General features: G+C 44.3%; 18 protein-coding genes. 10 read left to right on the plus strand and 8 right to left on the minus strand.

What is annotated here, in order from left to right:
• Positions 1-27: 27 nt before the first annotated feature.
• Entirely contained in the window at positions 28-1,308 is a 1,281-nt protein-coding gene (gene mltG, locus PSBA01_RS05270) for an endolytic transglycosylase MltG (RefSeq protein ID WP_186475260.1), read from the minus strand.
• Between the two features lie 170 nt (positions 1,309-1,478).
• Between mltG and PSBA01_RS05275 the strand changes: the two genes are divergently transcribed.
• The gene (locus PSBA01_RS05275; protein WP_186475261.1) at positions 1,479-2,243 is read left to right on the plus strand and encodes a DpnI domain-containing protein; all 765 of its coding nucleotides are present in this window, start codon (positions 1,479-1,481) and stop codon (positions 2,241-2,243) included.
• Here PSBA01_RS05275 and PSBA01_RS05280 read toward each other — a convergent pair.
• Entirely contained in the window at positions 2,240-2,734 is a 495-nt protein-coding gene (locus PSBA01_RS05280; protein WP_186475262.1) for a hypothetical protein, read from the minus strand. The genes PSBA01_RS05275 and PSBA01_RS05280 overlap by 4 nt on opposite strands.
• A gap of 171 nt (positions 2,735-2,905) precedes the next feature.
• Here PSBA01_RS05280 and PSBA01_RS05285 point away from each other — a divergent pair, with 171 nt between their 5' ends.
• A complete protein-coding gene (locus tag PSBA01_RS05285; RefSeq protein WP_186475263.1) occupies positions 2,906-3,106 on the plus strand; it encodes a DpnD/PcfM family protein in 201 nt (66 codons plus the stop codon).
• 109 nt (positions 3,107-3,215) lie between these two features.
• Positions 3,216-3,899 carry a DNA-methyltransferase gene (locus PSBA01_RS05290; protein WP_228724645.1) on the plus strand — a complete coding sequence of 228 codons (684 nt, stop codon included), beginning with the start codon at positions 3,216-3,218 and terminating at the stop codon, positions 3,897-3,899.
• On the opposite strand, the gene PSBA01_RS05295 is transcribed toward PSBA01_RS05290, so the two are convergent.
• Entirely contained in the window at positions 3,896-4,873 is a 978-nt protein-coding gene (locus PSBA01_RS05295) for an aminotransferase class IV (protein WP_186475264.1), read from the minus strand. The genes PSBA01_RS05290 and PSBA01_RS05295 overlap by 4 nt on opposite strands.
• A gap of 12 nt (positions 4,874-4,885) precedes the next feature.
• Positions 4,886-5,572 carry a hypothetical protein gene (locus PSBA01_RS05300; protein ID WP_228724646.1) on the minus strand — a complete coding sequence of 229 codons (687 nt, stop codon included), beginning with the start codon at positions 5,570-5,572 and terminating at the stop codon, positions 4,886-4,888.
• 367 nt (positions 5,573-5,939) lie between these two features.
• On the opposite strand from PSBA01_RS05300, the gene aroE reads away from it, so the two are divergent.
• Positions 5,940-6,803 carry a shikimate dehydrogenase gene (aroE, locus tag PSBA01_RS05305; RefSeq protein WP_186475265.1) on the plus strand — a complete coding sequence of 288 codons (864 nt, stop codon included), beginning with the start codon at positions 5,940-5,942 and terminating at the stop codon, positions 6,801-6,803.
• Between the two features lie 36 nt (positions 6,804-6,839).
• Here aroE and PSBA01_RS05310 read toward each other — a convergent pair whose 3' ends face one another.
• Positions 6,840-7,964, minus strand: a complete 1,125-nt coding sequence (locus PSBA01_RS05310) for an FUSC family protein (protein WP_186475266.1) — start codon at positions 7,962-7,964, stop codon at positions 6,840-6,842.
• 498 nt (positions 7,965-8,462) lie between these two features.
• On the opposite strand from PSBA01_RS05310, the gene PSBA01_RS05315 reads away from it, so the two are divergent.
• Together PSBA01_RS05315 and PSBA01_RS05320 are read left to right on the plus strand one after the other, a co-directional pair.
• Entirely contained in the window at positions 8,463-10,283 is a 1,821-nt protein-coding gene (locus PSBA01_RS05315) for an acyl-CoA dehydrogenase C-terminal domain-containing protein (RefSeq protein WP_058024882.1), read from the plus strand.
• 114 nt (positions 10,284-10,397) lie between these two features.
• On the plus strand, positions 10,398-10,874 hold the full coding sequence (locus PSBA01_RS05320; protein ID WP_186475267.1) for a hypothetical protein: 477 nt from the start codon (positions 10,398-10,400) through the stop codon (positions 10,872-10,874).
• Between the two features lie 78 nt (positions 10,875-10,952).
• Here PSBA01_RS05320 and PSBA01_RS05325 read toward each other — a convergent pair whose 3' ends face one another.
• Positions 10,953-11,327, minus strand: coding sequence for a 5-carboxymethyl-2-hydroxymuconate Delta-isomerase (locus PSBA01_RS05325; protein WP_093069829.1), 375 nt, complete (start codon positions 11,325-11,327; stop codon positions 10,953-10,955).
• A gap of 88 nt (positions 11,328-11,415) precedes the next feature.
• Complete coding sequence (ybaK, locus tag PSBA01_RS05330) at positions 11,416-11,904, minus strand: Cys-tRNA(Pro) deacylase (RefSeq protein WP_186475268.1); 489 nt, start codon at positions 11,902-11,904, stop codon at positions 11,416-11,418.
• A gap of 247 nt (positions 11,905-12,151) precedes the next feature.
• On the opposite strand from ybaK, the gene plsB reads away from it, so the two are divergent.
• Complete coding sequence (gene plsB / locus PSBA01_RS05335) at positions 12,152-14,986, plus strand: glycerol-3-phosphate 1-O-acyltransferase PlsB (RefSeq protein WP_186475269.1); 2,835 nt, start codon at positions 12,152-12,154, stop codon at positions 14,984-14,986.
• A gap of 98 nt (positions 14,987-15,084) precedes the next feature.
• Here the strand turns inward: plsB and ettA are convergent, their stop codons facing one another.
• Positions 15,085-16,746, minus strand: coding sequence for an energy-dependent translational throttle protein EttA (gene ettA, locus PSBA01_RS05340; protein ID WP_071002540.1), 1,662 nt, complete (start codon positions 16,744-16,746; stop codon positions 15,085-15,087).
• A gap of 431 nt (positions 16,747-17,177) precedes the next feature.
• Between ettA and PSBA01_RS05345 the strand changes: the two genes are divergently transcribed.
• The 3 genes from PSBA01_RS05345 to PSBA01_RS05355 all read left to right on the plus strand — a co-directional run bounded on the left by PSBA01_RS05345 (position 17,178) and on the right by PSBA01_RS05355 (position 20,432).
• Positions 17,178-18,386 carry a flavin reductase family protein gene (locus PSBA01_RS05345; RefSeq protein WP_093069823.1) on the plus strand — a complete coding sequence of 403 codons (1,209 nt, stop codon included), beginning with the start codon at positions 17,178-17,180 and terminating at the stop codon, positions 18,384-18,386.
• Positions 18,387-18,546: 160 nt separating this feature from the next.
• Positions 18,547-19,914 (plus strand): fatty acid desaturase family protein, encoded by a 1,368-nt coding sequence (locus PSBA01_RS05350; protein ID WP_093069821.1) that lies wholly within the window; start codon positions 18,547-18,549, stop codon positions 19,912-19,914.
• Positions 19,915-20,138: 224 nt separating this feature from the next.
• Complete coding sequence (locus PSBA01_RS05355; RefSeq protein ID WP_071002545.1) at positions 20,139-20,432, plus strand: GNAT family N-acetyltransferase; 294 nt, start codon at positions 20,139-20,141, stop codon at positions 20,430-20,432.
• Positions 20,433-20,463: the final 31 nt, after the last annotated feature.

The following is a 20,463-nucleotide window of genomic DNA, read 5'->3' on the forward strand; positions in this document are numbered from 1 at the left end:
CGTTTTATAAGAGATAAAGAAGGTACTCTATTGTGGCGGTGTTTGAGATTTTTTCTCGCGCATGACGCTCAGATAGTCTTTTACCGCTTGATTGTGCTCAGCCAAGCTATTGGTAAATTTGTGTCCGCCGTTACCAGTTGCCACAAAATATAACGCGTCGCTATCGGCAGGATGCAAGGTGGCTTCGATAGATGCGGCAGATGGCAGCGCGATTGGCGTTGGCGGTAAGCCATCAATCTGATAGGTATTATAAGACGTTTTTTCATCGATGTCTTTGCGGCGGATATTACCATCATAACGGCTACCCATACCATAAATGATGGTCGGATCGGTCTGCATACGCATATTTTTAACCAAGCGATTTCTAAATACGGCAGAGACTAGCGGACGCTCTTCTGGTACGCTGGTTTCTTTTTCGATGATAGATGCCATTACTAGTGCTTCGTAAGGGCTATTATAAGGTAGGTCAGGCGCGCGATTTTCCCACGCATCGGTCAGCGCTTTTTGCTGGCGTTTATATAGGTCTGTGAGCACTTTTTTATCGCTCGTTCCTTCACCATAATAATAGGTATCGGGCGCAAACCACCCTTCAAGATTATGATTGACGATAGGATCACTACTGTTGGTCACGCTGTCTGGCAATATACCAGCCAAATCTAACGCTTGTGCAATGCTGGCATTATCACTGCCTGCGGTCAGCACTTCTTTTTCGATATTGTCATTATCACGCAGCGCTTGATACAAATCTTTTGATGTTTTTCCTTCGATGATTTGCACCTTTACCATGGCTGCTTTTGCGCCCTGCTCTAATATTTGCAATGCCTCAGCAATGGTTGGGTTCTCAGGTAATTGATAGATACCTGCATGCAAAGGCGCATCGACTTGCGACTTGATATATAGCTTGGCTACGCTGGCCGAAAATAGCGGAATCTGATTTTGCCACTGCGGCAATAGGCCATAATACGTCTGACCTTGCTCAATCGTGACCATTTGCTGCGGCTGCTCGATACGGCCAAATAAGGTCTGATATACCATAACTAAGAAAAATGCAGCAATGAGCCCTAGTACCAGCAATACCTGATAACCGCGCTGCATAAAAAACGAGGGATTGTTGACTTTATATTGACGCGGTTTGCTGTTGCCACTGATCAGCGAGACATTGGTTTCTGGCGTGTCTTCCACCCTATCTACCACTGGTTGCGCGTCCGGTAGCGTGGTGTCTACACGCTCCTCGACTGTGCCATCTTGCTTATTCGACAGCGACTCATTGGGACGTTCAGGTGGTGTATTGGGTGTGGGCTTGCTCATGGCAACTCGCGAGGCAGATGTTTGCTAGAATTTAGCACTGAACCGTACGATTTTCAATGGTATTTGCTTAGCTTATGCATTAACTTGGTCTATACACTGATTTATATGGCTCAACATTCCCACCTTTTACTGGTATTTTTATCACTGTCCATCGATGCTGACACTCTATTATGAATCTATATTTTGACCAAAGACTCGCCAAAAACTATCACTCTAAATCACAGATTATTCGCGTTCTCAGTGAAACATGGGTAACAGAAAATGGTTACTGTCCTAATTGTAGCGAGCAGCCTTTGACTGAATTTGTTAACGGTCAACCTGTTGCTGATTTTTACTGCGCGCATTGTAATGAGCAATATGAGCTAAAAAGTAAAAAAGCCAAGTTAAGCAACATCGTTAATGATGGCGCTTATAAGACGATGGTTGAGCGTATCAATAGTGAGGACAATCCCAGTTTTTTCTTTTTGACCTACTCAAAAGCATACGCCGTTAATAACTTTCTAATTATTCCCAAGCAGTTTTTTACGCCCGATATTATTGTTAAGCGCAAACCATTATCAGTGACTGCCAAACGCGCAGGTTGGGTGGGTTGTAATATCGACTTACGAAAAGTGCCAGAGTCAGGCAAAGTCTTTTTGGTCAAAGACCAAAGAATTATGGATAAAGAGTCGGTTACCCAGCAATTCCAAAAAACCTTATTTTTACGCACGCAATCTATAGAGTCGCGTGGCTGGACATTAGATGTTTGGCAATGTATCGATCGACTTGATGCTCACTTCTCTCTCAATCAGGTTTATGCTTTTGCTGATGAGTTACAGCTCAAACATCCTGAAAACAACCACGTAAAAGATAAAATTCGCCAACAGTTACAGGTATTACGAGATAAAGGCATGATTGAGTTTGTCAGTCGTGGCCATTATCAAAAGTTATACTAAGAACACTTATCATCCCATAATGGCAAACCTTTGGCAGCAACCAAACGACCGTAAAACTTGTGAGGAGGATAATCTAGCTCTAGCTCATCATTTACTTTGAAAAAGTGTTTCACATTGCCATCGAGACAGGTATAAGCTCGATTTTTTACCTGTTTATTCCAGCTCATTAACAGCCCTAACGGAGTGCGAGAAGCTTTAGTAAAAGCTTGTCTTTCGGTTGTGATTGCACACATCACAGTATCTTCATGAAACTGCTTATCTAAACCTTGTTCAATGACTTCTTGACGGGTATGCGCATACTTAAACACACTTCCAAACGCTGTGTATTTTTTATCTTTCTTAGAATAGACAATACTAAATGCTATCTGTGAGTAGCAAGGTAAGTGAATTACTTCATCAGGATTTTCTTTTGCTACACAGCAAACTTTATTAAATATCATCAATCTACGAACTTGTAGCGGAATTCGTTGATCTTTATATACCGAACGCATGCGATATTGTCCTTTTAATCATTTCTATTGAAAAAGGATCATTGATCGATTTGCTTTATGGCACAAGTCTGCGTAACAAAAGACGATCACTTCTTTTGAATGCTTTTGCTAATCTAATTGGTATAAATGACTGAAGCGATATATGAGAGACTTTAATTATTGAGGATATTTATGATAAAGACAGGCGGTTCAAATACTTATCAAATAGAAGTAATCGAAACGATGAGTGCACTTATAGAAGTGGTTGCAGAAGATGGTGAAACTGCTCTACTAAAAACGCGAGAAATGTATAGAAGCGAGGATATTATTTTAGAACCTGATGATATGCTTGATACTGAATTTATTATCTTTGGCGTAGAAGAGAATGAGTAGCTAGCTCAAACCAAAAGTAGCTCTCAGTACTTGTGAACATTAATGAATAAGCGTATAGATAATAGTAGAGCGCTGTCTCTTGACCAGTACATTCAATGATGGTTTGACAGTGAAAAACGGTAAAGTCCAGTCAGTCAATAAAGGTCAGTGGGACAAGCTTGTCAGTGACAATGATGCTTATGTATTCACCTATGAATGGCTTTTTGCTGTACGAGAGAAAATGGCAGATAATGCAACCTTATGGGTCAGTGGTACACATCACAATATTTTTACTCTGGGTCGTATTTTGCCGCAGCTTGGTTTTAAAATACTTAATGTTATAACTTGGGAAAAAACCAATCCACCGCCTAATTTTTCTTGTCGGTTTTTCACTCATTCTACGGAATTCATTATCTGGGCGAGAAAACATCCTAAAGTGCCGCACTACTTCGATTACGACTTGATGAAACGACTCAATAACGATAAGCAAATGAAAGATGTGTGGCGCTTGCCAGCAATTGCTAAGTGGGAAAAATCTTGTGGTAAGCACCCTACGCAAAAACCTTTGGCATTATTGGCACAGATGATTTTAGCCTCTACCAAAAAAAATGCTTTGATACTTGACCCTTTCGCTGGATCTTCAACAACAGGTATCGCAGGTAATGTCTTAGAAAGACGTTTTATTGGTATTGAACAGGAAACAGAATATCTACAGCTCAGCCAAGCGCGCTATGAAGACCTACAACATAAAGGGAGAAAAGAGTTTTTTAAACAACATTTCTATCGTTTATTAAATAAAGGAAATGACAACTAAACGAATTTAAAATCTATAATATCACCTGACAATAACGTCAAACTACTCATCGGCATGATGCCGCGCAGTGCATTACAAAAGAATAACCGCGTCAACCTAGGCAAGTCCTCATCTGATAACGACCGTATCACCACTGGGTACTCTGTCGCGGACAAAGCATCAATAATCACCTGCCGCATCACGCCAGCAACGCCCGATTTATCCATAGAAGGGGTATACCATTGACCTGTTGTTAGATAATTCTCATGATTGTTATCAACACCTTCGTGGCCACTAGAGTGCGTTTCAGATTCGCATAAAGGCTCATCTGCTAACTGATAGAACACATTACTCATCGTACCTTCAACCCAGTGACCACTCATATCACGTAGCAGTCCTTCACTGAGGCTCTTTGTAACGTTAGCCGCTAATGGTTCAGCTTTTATACGCTGTAGCTCGCCACTGGCAAGGACATTATCTAGGCGGCTTAAGCTTTTGAGTCCTGCCAGCGATGGCGGCAGGCAGGCAATCTGTGAAGATAAACATATTGCCGAGGCATTCGGCTGCATCGGTACTAGATTGCCGTCAGGTAATGACAGTTGCACAGCCGTGGAGACTCTCATAACAGCCGGTTTTAGCCATATCTCACAAGCACTTCCTGATTCACTTGGTGCATAGCCATAACCGCGAATGTCTTGTGCGGCGCGAGTTACTACGAGCTTGAGCATACCCTGCTCTAGCTGCTGGGCATATATTTTTAATACTGCCAGTAGTTCCTCGCAGTCTATATCTAACTGCAAGGCGTCGGCATGGGAGATGAGCCGCTGATGATGGTAGTCTGCCCATAGGATGAGTCCGTCCATCACACCCATGGTCGTAAAAAACCCATCCGCATATGCTAGGCCGCGGTTGTCTGGCGACAGTGTCACCGCTTTGCTGGTTGCCGTATCGTCTTGTGGATATAGACAGACCCAACGGTTAGGCAGTGACCTCATATCTAGCATCGCTTAGCTATTGTCTGTTTGGGCAGCGGATTTATTGATGACTAGCATACAGCTATAAAACTCACATTTTGCCAGTTCTACTTTTTGTCCACCAATGACTCTGTTTTTGATGATTTGATTACTGAGCATATCAGCGACCATTTTGCCACCCTCGTCACCCATCAGTCGGCGCGATAGTTGGTAGGCTTTTTTGGCATGGTCTTGGCTCAACTCTTTTTCTTTATCAGAATCGGTCGGATTGGCATAATACCAGCCAAGCTCAAGATATTTTTCGGAGTCGATAATATCTAGATAAGGCGCGTCCGTCTTCATAAAGCGATATTTGGTGGCAGGATTACTGGCATAGTCTAGGCTGTTCTCGTCCGTACTTATTACTTTACCAAATGCTGACTTGATACTATCTAACTCATCGGTGCCAAGGGGCTCGCCCTTGTCAGCGTTCCATGCCGAGACATCGTATTTTACTGGTGTACCTTGCTGGGCGGTCGCGCCATCTAGATCAGGATTATCCCCAGCGCTGTTCTCTACAGGAGCCTCGGCCACAGCCTGCTCGCTGCTCTCAGCGTTTGTCTCTGGATTTTGAGCATCCTCTTTGGTGCTATCACAGCCGCCAAGCGTCACACTAACTGCCATTATCGTACCGACTAGAAGAGTCTGAAGGTTATGATTCCACATAGATAATTTACTCACACTTTTAGATTGATCTTAAAAGAATATTAACGAGCTGGCCCACAAGCCACCGATAACAAAGGATTTTTTAATAAAGAATGTATGTAATAAAAGTTATAACCTAACAGTCATTAGAGCATATTATACTAATTAACATATAATCGATAGTTTACCCAACTGCTCAGCGCTTGACTACCTTTTAGGTTACACATAACGTTCCAAGAAGGTACATATTTGTTAAAGAAAAAACGCCTCAGAAACCTTACTCAGCAGCAGCATACCTAGATGAGCCATTGGTTTGTCAATCATCATTTTATCGCTTATGATAAATGGCCGTAAGCGATGCATCTTTAATGATGTCTTGCCTCTTTTAGCCAATGGACCCTTTATGACCCAACACTTCATCGTTATTGGCAATCCGATTGCCCACAGCAAATCTCCTGAAATTCATGCGCAATTTGCCTTACAGGCAGGTATTGATATTCGCTATCAGCGCCAGTATTGCCCTGACGATGCTGCCAGTTTTACAGCGGTCATTGAGGCGTTTTTTCATGGTGGTGGTGTGGGTGCTAACGTGACCGTACCCTTTAAGCAAGTCGCTTATGACTGCTGTGCGGCGCGCGGCGGCTTGTCAGAGCATGCCAAAACAGCAGGCGCGGTCAATACCCTCATGATAAATGAGGCGCTACTACAACAAGGCGCGTCGATAAAAGAGGCCATATACGGCGATAATACGGACGGACAAGGGCTCGTCAATCACATAACACGCTTAGGTTGGCCACTGGACGGTGCTCGCGTTGCCCTAATTGGCGCAGGCGGCGCGGCACGCGGTGTCATACTACCGCTGATTCAAGCAGGTATTGGCTCACTGACTATTGCCAATCGCACCGTGAGTAAAGCGGTAGATTTGGTGGACGAGCTGAGCGCAGCAAGCGCGGTGATTGCAGCGCAGCAGATTCAGACCTATGCCACCAAGGATTTGAGCGGCACGTTTGATATGATTATCAATGCCACCTCTATTGGCTTATCAGGCGATAAACTGCCGCTGGATGACACTCTACACTGTCAATACGCTTATGACATGATGTATGGGCGCGACCTACCCTTTTTGCAGCATTTCGCGGCGCGTGATGCCCAAACGTCTGAAGGTTACGGCATGCTCATCGGACAAGCAGCATTGAGTTTTGAGCGCTGGACTGGTCATACAATTGATGTCTCAAAAGCAACAGAAGCACTGAGTCAAAATACTTAATGGAACTCTTAATCAGCAGCATCAAACTGCTGCTTATTATTCACTAAAGCGCAGCAGCAGCCAGTGCTCCAAACGCCGCAGTGGTACACGCAATTGTGTAGAGTGGATGGCCAAACCACCGCTCAGACCAATCACACAGCCAAGTGCCGTATCAATCATGCGCGTATGAATGACATCTCCTGCCACTGGCGGCACCGCCATCGTGCTGCCGTACTCTGCGATAAATATCGTCAACGGTGTAATAAAAATCACCGCCAGCCCATAATGCCGATCGACAAACGACTCAATCAATAGCATCATACATAATATAGCCACGGCGACACCCCATGTCGAGAGCCCCCAAGACAGCATCCAACTGGCAACCACCATACCAACCAACGTACCCAATATACGATGCAACTGCTTGATCCACATGGTTCGCAGCTGGATGCCTTGAATAATAATAAAGCAGCTCATTGCCACCCAATATGGATAAGGCATGTCTAATAAAACTGCTATTACCAACGCCAGACTGATGAAACTTACGACAATGAGGCTATCACTGATCATATCTGGCTCATAATGATAACTAGGCGCAGGGGCAATAGGACGTGTGGCGAGCAAAAACAGCGTATACAGTAGCGCGAGCAACATCGACGACCCACTACCCAGCAAGACCAGACCTATTGCTGAGAGTATTCGGTCTACAGGTATAGGAATGAACAGCGCAATGGCACCTGCCATCAATGTAAACAGCCCTGCTGGTGGTGGCTGCTTATAATAACGACCCAACATCACCACGCTAAGCGCAATGAGCATAAAGACAGGCAGCCTGAGTATAGGTAATTGCTGCGCCATCAAACCCAGCGCAAAACTGAGTATCATGGCAAATCCCCAAGCCATCACTGTCACTAGCCGATAAGGTAACCCGCCCACCAATGGCAGGTTTAAAATAATCATTGACCCTAGCGACGCTTTGATTCCAGCAGACAAGTCACCAAAGTAAGCGCCCACAAATACTGGAAAGCTGATCGCAATCGCTGCAATAATAGGCATATGCCATGGCCTTCGGCTACGATTGACGGTTAGTAAATGCCCAAGCTCACCATCAATGAGCCCCTTAATACGCGTGAATAGCGCGGTCAACCAAGAGGTTTGTTTGTGTAATTTTGACTCACTCATAGAGGGTCTGCCTTATTTATAGTCAATCAATATTAAAAGTGGTACAAGGCAGACGAGTGCAAGTACTACAGTAGTAGGCTAAACGAGTCTAACGCTGTAACACTTTAATAGTGGTTCGACTATATTATGTCTATTACTCTTCGGTCTTCTGCTTATCATCAATCATCTATAACAGATGATCTTTGAGCACATCCAGCACATATATCAGCCACTTCATAAAACTAAAATTGATTAATTAAAATAAAAGTCATGAATAATAGTTATGAATTGTATATTTATTGGTCTATAAGATTTATAATCATATCAACGCAATAATAGCTGACGCTCAACAAGGACGTCCTAAAGCCCTTCACAATGGACTCGCTGTTTATTACTAGCACTCATAACAATAGATATAGTATCTATCTCGATTAAAATAATGACACATCGCTGACATGACTTTTGACTCAAATACTGCGTCGTAAGTCCATGATAGCGAACCAACCAAAGAGAGCGATTATGTTAACTTACAAAGCACCTTTACGTGACATCAAATTTTTGATTAATGATGTATTTGATTACCAAACGCATTATAAAAGCCTAGACAATGGCGAAAACGCGGATCCTGAAACCATAGATATGATCCTACAGGGTATGGCAGATTTTGCTGAAAACGTCCTTGCTCCTATCTATCAATCAGGCGATGAAGAAGGCTGTCATTTTGAAAATGGCGAAGTCACCACACCAAAGGGCTTTAAAGAAGCTTATGACCAATTTGTAGAAGGCGGCTGGCAAGGTATCTCGTATCCTGAAGAATACGGCGGGATGAACTTACCGACGTCAATCACCCTAATCAAAGCTGAAATGATAGGTACTGCCAACTGGCCGTGGGCGATGTACTCTGGCCTCTCAACTGGTTGTATCAATACGCTACTGCAATACGGTACGGATGAGCAAAAAGCCCTTTATTTACCAAAATTGGTCGAAGGAACGTGGGCAGGTACGATGTGTTTGACCGAGCCTCAATGTGGTACCGACTTGGGTCAGGTAAAGTCAAAAGCCATCCCGCAGGATGATGGTACCTACAAAATCAGTGGCACCAAAATCTTCATCTCAAGCGGTGAGCATGATTTAACAGACAATATCATTCATATTGTCCTAGCACGTCTACCAAATGCGCCAGAGGGTACACGCGGTATCTCGCTATTTATCGTACCAAAATTCACGCCGAATGCTGAAGGCGAATCTGGCGAGCGCAATGCTGTTGTTTGTGGTTCAATCGAGCACAAAATGGGTATCAGCTCGTCTTCTACCTGTGTGTTGAACTTCGATGGTGCTACTGGCTACCTAATTGGCGAACCGCACAAAGGCCTAAAAGCGATGTTTACCTTTATGAACACTGCTCGTATCGGTACTGGTATCCAAGGTCTGGCACATACGGAGCTATCTTTCCAAAATGCATTGCCCTATGCCAAAGAACGCCGCTCTATGCGTACGCTATCTGGTACCAAAGATCCTGAAAAAGTAGCTGATGCGATCATCCACCACGCTGACGTACGCCGTATGCTACTGACGCAAAAAGCCTTTGCTGAAGGCGGTCGCTCAATGATTTATCATTCAGCACGCTATGCGGACAAAATGGCACAGGGTATCGTGAATGGCGATGAAGAAGAGTTTGAAAAATGGGATGACAAGCTAGGTTTTTATACGCCAATCCTAAAAGGGTTCTTGACTGAGCTTGGTATCGAAGCGGCCAAACACGGTCAGCAAGTCTATGGCGGCCACGGCTATATCAAAGAATGGGGTATGGAGCTGATTGCTCGTGATGCTCGTATTGCGACGATGTACGAAGGTACGACTGGCGTACAGGCATTGGATCTATTAGGCCGTAAGGTTATCTTGCAATCTAAAGGTAAAATCATCCGTGACTATACCTCAAGCATCATGAAATGGTGCGGCGAGTATGCCCTTGATAAAGACATGCGTAAATTTGTTTGGGCACTTACCAAGCTGTGCGCTGAGTGGAACACCTTGACAGTACGCTTGATGCTAATGGCTCGTAAAGACCGTGAAATCATCTCGGCCGCATCAGATGACTTCTTGATGTACTCAGGTTACGTCATGATGGGCTACCACTGGGCACGTATGGCAGCGGTCGCTTATGACAAGCTTGAAAATGGTGGCACAGAAGCACCAGAATTCTACAAAGCAAAAATTCAAACCGCCGAATTCTATTTTGACAAGCTGCTACCACGTACCTCTGGACATGCTGAATCCATGGTCGCACCAAGCAATAGCATGACAGAGATGGACATCGAAAACTTTGCTTTTCTAGACTAACACTGTATTCATAATCCACGAAAAAGCGCCTATCATTTAGGCGCTTTTTTGTGTTTAACTGACCGTATTATGATTAAAGACTATCAAAAGCAACCTGTAATTTAGGAGCAAATAATGGTTTTACCTAACGATAAAAACATCGCTTTAGCTGCTCGATATATACGAGCATTGGTCATTAGTACCACGCTCGTCAGTATTGGCATCAGCAGTGCAGCGGCCAAAAGTAGCGATAGTACTCTACATTTTGCAAAAGGCGCTGTTACTAGCGTCGTCACTGGTAAACTCGCTCCTCATATCGATGAGCAGTGGTATCGTTTCGATGCTGCAAGTCAGCAATATGCCGTTATTAACATTTCACCACTTGCAGGTACGCCCGAGACTGCTAACGTCGGTGTATTGCATATGCCGGATGGTACCCAAGATGGCACCAAAGGCGGTATCATTTATCAAGGCTGTCTGCCACAAACAGGAGAATATCGACTACGTATCGCCCGCAATCTTATGGCCACTCATGGCAAAACAGCAGGCTATAAAGTTGAGGTCATGATACTACCAAAGGTTGCTAGTCAGTCTTTGTGCAAGCCCGCTTAACCATATACGTCTAACGCCTTCAAACAACAGTATTCAAAATATAATAAGTCGTTTTGGAAAAGGTTAAAGCGTTTAACATTAACTACCTAGCATCTTCTTATGATATACCGCACTAATCTCTTCGACTTCTACGCATATTTGCAGTGCCGCACGACCTGATTGCTCGTCTCCGATCTTTTCTTCGATGGTAGCGACTAAGAGCTCAGCCAGCTGATTACGAGTCTCTATATCGCGGCCGCTCATCAGTTTTAGATTGGCATAGATAAACCCATTCGCTTGCTCATCATCTTCCACACCCACCAAAAACGTCTCAATAGGTAAGATACGTGTTTTGATATCTGTCGGCTTATCAAAATATCCACTGTCCCATAATGCTTTATTGAGCGACTTTAGCAATGATTCTTCGTGAGGGATACTGACATTGGGCGTGGCTTGAATGGTTAAATGCGGCATGATTGTGTCCTTAAATATAAAAAGTAATAGAAGATCTGGCTGATAAGTTTACGCGCTCTGCCTCATCGCCGTAAAACGTTTATTTGTATTATTCATCAGTAATAGCGCCAAAGCATGCATCTAGTGTCTGAGCTAGCTGTGCTGGTGGTAACTCAATCTCCAAACCGCGACGACCGCCACTGACATAGACCGTTGTCTGATCTTGAGCACTACTATCTATGACTGTTTTTAGGCGCTTTTTTTGCCCGAGTGGACTGACGCCGCCCAACACATAGCCGGTACTACGCTCTACTTGTTTGGGATCTGCCATTTGTACTTTTTTGCAGGCGAGCAATTTATTCGCGGATAGTGCTTTGGCCATTTTTTTAAAATTGAGGGTTTTATCTACTGGCAATATCGCAACCGCAAGGTCGCCAGTATCAGTCGATACCACCAAAGTTTTGAACACTTGCACTGCCGCCACGCCAAGCTTTTCTGCGGCTTCTAAACCAAAAGAGGCCGCATGACTGTCATGCGTGTATTCGTGTATGCGGTAATCAAGACCGCGTTTTTTGGCAAGATCGATAGCTGGCGTCATAATATTTCGGCTTAATAAAATAGAACTAAAGAATAGGCGTCATACGGATTAAATAGACATGGCATCAATATATTATTACGCCAAATATCGTAACTTTCAAATACTTGACCGTTTTATATCATTGCTCGCTTACTAGTGAGTAACCCAATAGTATTAATATTAGCAGTATATACAGACACTATATATCGCTTTAGTGGCTTTTATGGCATCATAAGCGCAACATATTTGACTATTTTTGATACTGATTATGATACCGAAGTTCCTAAAAAAACGGATTTTTAAAGCGCCAGTCAGCACTGACCGCACTTCTGAAACTGACGCGGGTCCAATCGTCACCAAGCCTTACGCTAATGCGCCGATCAATCAGCTGTATCGTAAACTATCGGGACAGCTACTCGACGTTGCTGTCAAACCAAAACTATTGGGTGAATTGCCTGAGTTTGATAGCGACGATCAGGTACTCAGATTTTATGTGCTACAGGATTATTCTCGCTCCAACAGTATTTTGATCGATTTGCAGACGCAAGAGCATAACTTGCCGCCTGCATTGGTTGGGGTCAATGACGCGGCTCACAATATCAAAGAAAATGCAGCCATCATATTTTTGAATCACCCACATGCCAAAGACAATCAGTTGTCTCCGCGCCTTTCTCGCTTAGTCTCTGCGGTATTGCAATATCCAGAGCTAAAGGTGCGCCTAGTACCCGTATCTATCCTGTGGGGACGCGCCCCTGAAAAAGAAGACTCGCTATTTAAACTATTAACCGCTGACAATTGGCAAGACCCGAGTATCAGCAAGCAGTTATTTAATATCGGCGTGATGGGCCGTGATACCTTTGTACAATTCCACCCACCCCAAGATTTGCGTACTATCATCAATGATAGCCTCAAAGGTGAAAGCGCGGGCCCTAACGTTTTTGACTCAATTTCTGAAGGCTTGGTTTCTAAAGACTTAGTTTCTAAAGACTTAGCTTCTAAAGATTCAATTGCTAAAAGCTCACCTGCTACAGACTCACAAGATACTGAAACAGCAACGACGGATAATGATGTCAAAACTGATGCTGAAAAATCACCCAGCTATACGCTCGTGGCGGCTGCTGATGGCAATCGTGAACTCGTACGTATGTTGCAGCAGCAATTGACGATTTATTTAGACAAGCAGCGCGCCAGTATGCTGGGCCCTGATTTGTCAGATAGACGTAATTTGGTCGATAAACTGGTCTACTCGCCAGCGATTAAGCACGCAATAGAGCTGGAAGCTGCCGAAAAAGGCACCAGCGTACGCGACGCTCGTAGTCAAGCGCGAGGATACGCCAATGAGATGGTGAATGATTACTCTCATTCGATTATTCGCGGTTTTTATAAATTTTTAACGTGGTTATGGACGCAGTTATATGACGGTGTCGAAGTTCATCACTTTGAGCGAGTACGTGACCTTGCGACCGATTATGAGCTGATTTATGTGCCGTGCCATCGCAGTCATGTTGATTATCTATTGTTGTCTTATGTCATCTACAAACGCGGTTTGAGTATCCCTTATGTCGCAGCAGGTGATAACTTAGATGTGCCAGTATTGGGACCGTTATTGCGCGGCGCTGTCGCTTTTTATATTCGTCGTAGCTTCCGTGGCAATGCCCTTTATACCGCCGTATTGCGTGAATATATGCATACCCTTATCACGCGTAATACGCCGATCGAGTACTTCATTGAAGGTGGTCGCTCACGTTCAGGTCGCCTACTACCGCCCAAAATGGGTATGCTGGCGATGACGGTACATAGCCAGTTACGTCAAACCAATAAGCCTGTGGTGTTCATCCCAACTTATATTGGTTATGAGCGTATTATGGAAGGCGGCACTTATATCGGTGAGTTAAAGGGCAAACCAAAAGAATCAGAATCGTTGATTGGGCTACTCAAAGTGGGTCGTAAAATTGAGCGTATTTTTGGTAATGTACATCTAAGTTTTGGTACACCGCTGCATCTTAGCGATTTTATGACAAAGTTCGATGTTCCAGCCAACAGCTTACCGTCCGATCGCACCGACTCCCCACTCGATGAAAAAGTCAGTGCCATGGTCGATAATATCGGTGTAAAAGTCATGCAGCATATCAATAAAGCTGCCGTGATAACGCCTGTGTCGCTGCTATCATTGGTACTACTATCCGCACCGAAAGCGGCACTGGATGAAAACAGTTGCCGTGAGCAAATCGCTTTGTACCAAGGCCTTGCGCAGCGGCTTCCTTATGCAGATGACACTGTCATCACAGATATGAGCCCGCAAGAAATCATTGATTATGGCATCAAGCTAAAACTCATAGAGCGTACGCCGCACATCTTGGGCGATATCATTCAGGTCGCTGGCAAGCAAGCGGCATTGCTCAGCTATTTCCGCAATAACATTCTACACGTCTTTATCTTGCTGTCTTTCTTATCAGCGCTAGTGGCACGTAACGGCCGTATCAAACGCAGTCGTTTAGATAGTATCGCTGAGCAGTTATACCCATTCTTGCAAGGTGAGCTGTTCTTATACTACCCAGCGCATGGTTTGGCGGAGACGCTCAACAAAAAAGTCGATAGTTTACTCTCTCATGGGTTGATTGTTGAGTTGGGTGATGACACGCTTAGTGTTCCTGAGTCTAATAGCAAGCGCTATCAACAGCTACAAGTACTGGCGACACCCGTTGGGCAAAGTCTTGAGCGTTATTTTATGACGCTTGCCCTACTCGCTCAGCAGGGCTCTGGTAATCTGACCGAAAGCGAAGTCGTTGACCTGTGCCATTTGCTTGGACAACGCTTGTCTGTACTGTATGCCGATGATATTCCTGACTTCTTTGATCGCGCATTATTTACTAGCTTTATCAGCGCTTTGACTCGTCTTGATTATCTACAAAAAGATGATGAAACGGGCATATTGACCTTTGACCATCGTATCAATGACATCGCCAGTCATGCCAAATATGTGCTGACGCCTGATATGATGCAAATCTTGCAGCAAGTCGCAAGTTTAAACGAAGAAGAAATCACTCGTGCTATTACTGAGATTAGTAATAAAAAGCAGCGTAAATTTGGGCGTAAGCGTTAATCGTTAGTCATGACTTTTAAACAATTAAGCTAAACAAAAAAGACCGCTATTGATTAGCGGTCTTTTTTTATGCAGTTCCAATATACCAAACAATGGTATTAGTTGGTGATTTTCTTATACTTAGCACGCTTAGGCGTGGCGTCATCACCCATTGTCTTTTTACGATAGGCTTCAAACTCACTGTAGTTGCCATCGAACCACACTGGGCCTTCTTCTTCAAACGCCAAGATGTGGGTGGCGATACGGTCAAGGAACCAGCGATCATGCGAGACGACCATGACCGTACCTGGGAATACTTGAATCGCATCCTCTAGCGCACGTAAGGTTTCAACGTCCAAGTCGTTCGAGGGTTCATCGAGTAGCAGTACGTTTGCGCCCTGCTTTAGGGTTTTTGCCAATTGCAAGCGGTTACGCTCACCACCTGATAATTGACCGACATGTTTCTGCTGGTCTGAGCCTTTAAAATTAAAGCGGCCGATGTACGCACGGCTTGGCGTGGTGTAGTCACCGACAGTAATCATGTCAAGACCGTCTGATACTTCTTCCCAGACGGTCTTTTTGTCGTCTAGGTTGTCACGCACCTGACCGACATAGGCAACCTTGACACTTTCGCCCAAATCAACCGAACCAGTATCTGGGGTATCACGCTCAGTAATCATGTTAAATAGCGTGGTTTTACCCGCACCATTTGGACCGATGATACCAACGATAGCACCCGCTGGGACATTGAAGCTTAGGTTTTCATACAATAAACGATCGCCAAACGACTTGGAGATGTTATTGACCTCGATAACTTTATTACCTAGACGCGGACCGGGCGGAATATAAATCTCTGAGGTCTCATTTCGCTGCTGGAATTCTTTTGAGTTCAGCTCTTCAAAACGCTGTACGCGCGACTTAGACTTCGCTTGCTGACCCTTTTGATTTTTACGAATCCACTCAAGCTCTTTTTTCAGCGCTTTGGCAAACGACTCTTCTTGCTTCTGTTGTTCCTCTAAGCGCTTGTTTTTTTGCTCTAACCATTCAGTATAGTTACCTTCATACGGGTAGCCATAGCCTCGGTCAAGCTCCAAAATCCACTGCGCCACATTATCCAAGAAATAACGATCATGGGTAATGGCAACGATAGTGCCGCTATAGTTTTGCAAGAATTGCTCAAGCCAAGCGACTGATTCGGCGTCCAGATGGTTAGTAGGCTCATCGAGTAGCAGCATATCGGGACGTGATAGTAGCAGGCGACATAAAGCAACACGGCGTTTTTCACCACCTGACAGTTTACTCACGTCCGCGTCCCATGGTGGCAGACGTAGCGCATCGGCGGCTTTCTCTAACTGGTTATTTAGATTGTGTGCATCCCATGACTGGATAATGTCTTCCATTTTGCCCTGCTCTTCAGCAAGTTTGTCAAAATCAGCATCCGGTTCGGCATACTCAGCATAGATTTGGTCTAAGCGCGCTAACGCATCTAACGCCTCACGCATGCCGTCCTCGACGTTGCCGCGCACATCTTTGCTGTCATCGAGTTGTGGCTCCTGCGGCAAGTAACCAACTTTGGTTCCTGTTTGCGCACGTGCTTCACCGCTGAACTCAGTATCCACACCCGCCATAATACGTAGCAAGGTCGACTTACCTGCCCCATTGATGCCTAAGACACCAATTTTGGCACCCGGGAAAAAGGACAGATTGATATTTTTTAAGATTTCACGCTTAGGGGGAACAAGTTTTGACACGTTGTTCATCGTGTAAATATATTGAGCCATTAACACTCCGATAGACTGCATAGAAGAGAACAGCAAATACCACTCAGCGCTGCTGCCAAGCGTGCCGTAACTCAAAATCAGGGTTACAAATTATCGTTCATTATCGCATTGTGGCGCATACCCTGCAAGCTAACAGGTTGTTTTACCCCTTGTTTTGCAGCTTTTGTCATAGAGTATCGCTGTTTCTGGATAAAAGCGGGCAAAAATATTTTTCTGAGGTTACGAGCTTAACATTCTGATTCATTGCTGTTTGATAAAAACCACAAAAAATAGCATCAAAACTTTCGCAAAGTTAATCAATAGCCGTTAACATATTAGAGTGGCTTAACAGCGCAAAAAATAATGGTTTAGTATGCCATTAATGAAACTGGCTATAAGCTGAGTCATTATTTCTCATATATTTTTAATAATATTTATACAGGTACTGATTAATGGCCAACGGCTATCGCCCTGAAATAGTTCAACGTGCGTTTGTCGATTTTATCGGGTCGCGCTTACATCCGTTTTGGTCATTGACGACACCCAAGCTACGCCTTATTGCTCGATACGAGATGAGTGATGATTTAATTGCACTGCAATTTGAGACCAATCGAGCGTTTAGGCAGCAGATATCCAAAGGGGCAGATGATTGGCAAGGCGGTCAGTATCTTGATTTACGTGTTTTTATCGATGGGGTTTATCATCAGCGCAGCTATTCACTCGTAGGATTGGCGAATCAGCCATTGTGGTGGCAAGATGATGCCGTCATTACTAAGTCAGCAAAAAGCCAACGCCATACGGTTACTATTGCTGTTAAACCGCAAGGGTTAGTATCTGACTATTTGACCAAGCAACTGTCGCTATCTAGCATCGTTGATACCAGTATGCCACTGGGTCATTTTACTTTGGCACAGGCAAAGACAAGTTTAGATAATAGAGAACCAGATAACCAAAAACTACACCCTTTATTATTTGTCGCTGGCGGTAGCGGTATCACGCCTATGCTAGGACTTATTGCGCAAGCACTAGCAGACGGACATCAGGTAGCGTTGCTACATTATAATCGAACGAAACTTGCCCAGTTTCAACATCAGTGGCAACAGCTGAGCGATATCTATCCAGCCTTCAGCTATCATTTTATCCATACTGATAACCCTGCGACTTATTTGGCTGGCGAACGATACTTAAGTGCAGAGGGTCTGTTATCACTTAATCTACCATTGGTAGATACTCAGATATTTGCCTGCGGTTCACAAGCGTTATTAGCTGGCTTATATAAAGCAGTGTCAGAAATCATTTTACCGCAAGGCAATCAGCTACGTGACAATATTATTATAGAGAATTTCGGTAGCGCACTGCCTGATTTTGATAGCGGTGGTAATCAAGTACTAGATAATGCACTACAGACAGAGTCGCATACGGTGTATTTGCGATCACGGCAACGGCAGTTCGATAGCGACACTACATTATTGGTCGCTGCCGAAAACGCAGGTATACGACTGGCGCATGGTTGTAGGCAAGGAATTTGCCAGTTGTGCCGCTGCAATAAAGTGAGCGGCGTGGTCAAAAACATCCAAACTTACAAGATAAGTAGTGATGGTTACGAGTCTATCCAAACCTGCATCAATATCGCCATGACAGACGTGGTGTTAGACATTTAGCCCTGCTGAAATTAAAAATACGACCACCAACCCCTGACTATCGCCCTCTTAAAACCAAAAAATAGACTGATGTTAATTCATATTGTATGCTAAAACTTAGATGACTCATAAAATCGAATCCAGTGCTGCTTATTCGTGCCATTTCGGTTAAGGATTATATATGCGCTTATTACCACCTATTGATACAGCACATTCTGCCGTACCCATGTTGACGCCTTTGTCCGATGCACAGTTGGCAAGAGATAGTAGCGAGCAGCCAACTCTATCATCACAGCAAACGCCTTATCCCACTGTGACGCAGGCGCCTTTACCCAAAGCACAAAGTGATGCCTTGACAGTAGAATTAAATGCGCTATATGAAGGTGTGATGGACTCATTAGGTAGCGATGACGCCAAATACATTCAGCGGATTTATGCGACTGTGGTCTATAGTGAGCTTGTCGCCCGTGGTTTACTGGCTGTCGCAGGACGCATGTCATCACGCCGCTCGCAGATAGGGGCTTGGCTGTTGGGTACGTCAATACTTAGTTTTAGCAAAATACTCAACAATATGGAGCTTGGGCATAATGTCATGCATGGTCAATACGACTGGATGCAGCATCCGCATCTGAACAGTCAGAAGTTTGATTGGGACATTGTCTGCCCTGTCCCATTATGGCAACACTCGCACAACTATCTACACCATACGTTTACCAATATTGTTGGGCGCGACCATGACGTTGGCTATCACTTGATTCGGGTGACAGATGAGCAGCCTTGGACGCCAGAAGATCGCTACAATATGTTTAGTACTGCCGTATTGGCCTTTGGCTTTGAGTGGGCGGTTGCCTTTCATGATATTCAGATCAGTGTCGATGAATACGCCGACTCCCCTAACTTGCATAAAATCATGCAGCAAAAATCTCGTGCACTATTTGCCAAAATTGCCCGCCAAGTTGGTAAAGATTATGTGGCTTTGCCAGCCGTAGCCGCCTTGACCTTAGGTCGTCGTAGCGCTATGAGCACACTGAGTGGCAACATAGCAGCCAATACGGTTCGTAACCTGTGGACGTGGGCGGTGATTTTCTGTGGCCATTTTACAGAGCAGGCTCACATCTATACCCATCTCGATGCGGATGAGAGCGAAGGCGACTGGTACGTGCGTCAGATTCTTGGCTCTAGTAATATCAAAGGGAATAAATGGTTTCACATTTTGACTGGCAATTTGTCTCATCAGATTGAGCATCATATCTTTCCTGATATGCCAGCTAGCCACTATGCCAGTATTGCCCCGCAAGTAAAAGCCATCTGTCATAAATATGATTTGCCTTACAACACTGGGCGTTTTAGCACACAGCTACGACAAGTAATAGGACGTATTCATCACTTTAGTAAGCCCAGCGAGCAAAAGTGGCAAGCCTACCAGTCGGTATCGGCTGCGGATACCACCACTCACTCACATAAGTCGACACCAGAGAGCGAGACAGCAAAGGGTCTTAGTCGATTCTTACCACCCGTCGTTCGTAAAGCGATAGCTTATATATGGTGATATATTCACATTTTTAACGCAGATTAAAAGACATTAATACTATTAACAATCGTCATAACGACTATTACGGTAAGCGACTAGATTGTTTGATATCAATCATACATACTCAACCAAGCACAAAATATTTACTGATGACGTAGTATTTAATAAATCTGCCTTCTTCATTCATCCTTAGAAAATATGGCAGTTATTAAAAATTCGATAATAATAAATGGAGTTGTATCATGAGTAACCAAACCACTAAATCAGCACTAGATATCACACATAATCAAGCAGCGAATCGTTTTGAGACTACCGTCGATGGTCAGACGGGCTATATCAGCTATCAAGACCGTGATGACACCCTCGTCTATGACCACACGATCGTTCCGCGACAGTTAGGCGGTCAAGGTGTCGGTTCAGCACTAGTCAAACATGCGCTAGATTACGCCCGTGAACATGATAAAAAGGTTGTGCCGCAATGCTCGTTTGTGGCCTCATATATCAGCAAGCACCCTGAGTACCAAGATTTGGTATAGCTTACCGCCCTTTATCCCAAACAACTAGTAT

This window comes from Psychrobacter sp. KCTC 72983, assembly GCF_014280455.1.
In the GTDB taxonomy this organism is placed as follows: domain Bacteria; phylum Pseudomonadota; class Gammaproteobacteria; order Pseudomonadales; family Moraxellaceae; genus Psychrobacter; species Psychrobacter pacificensis.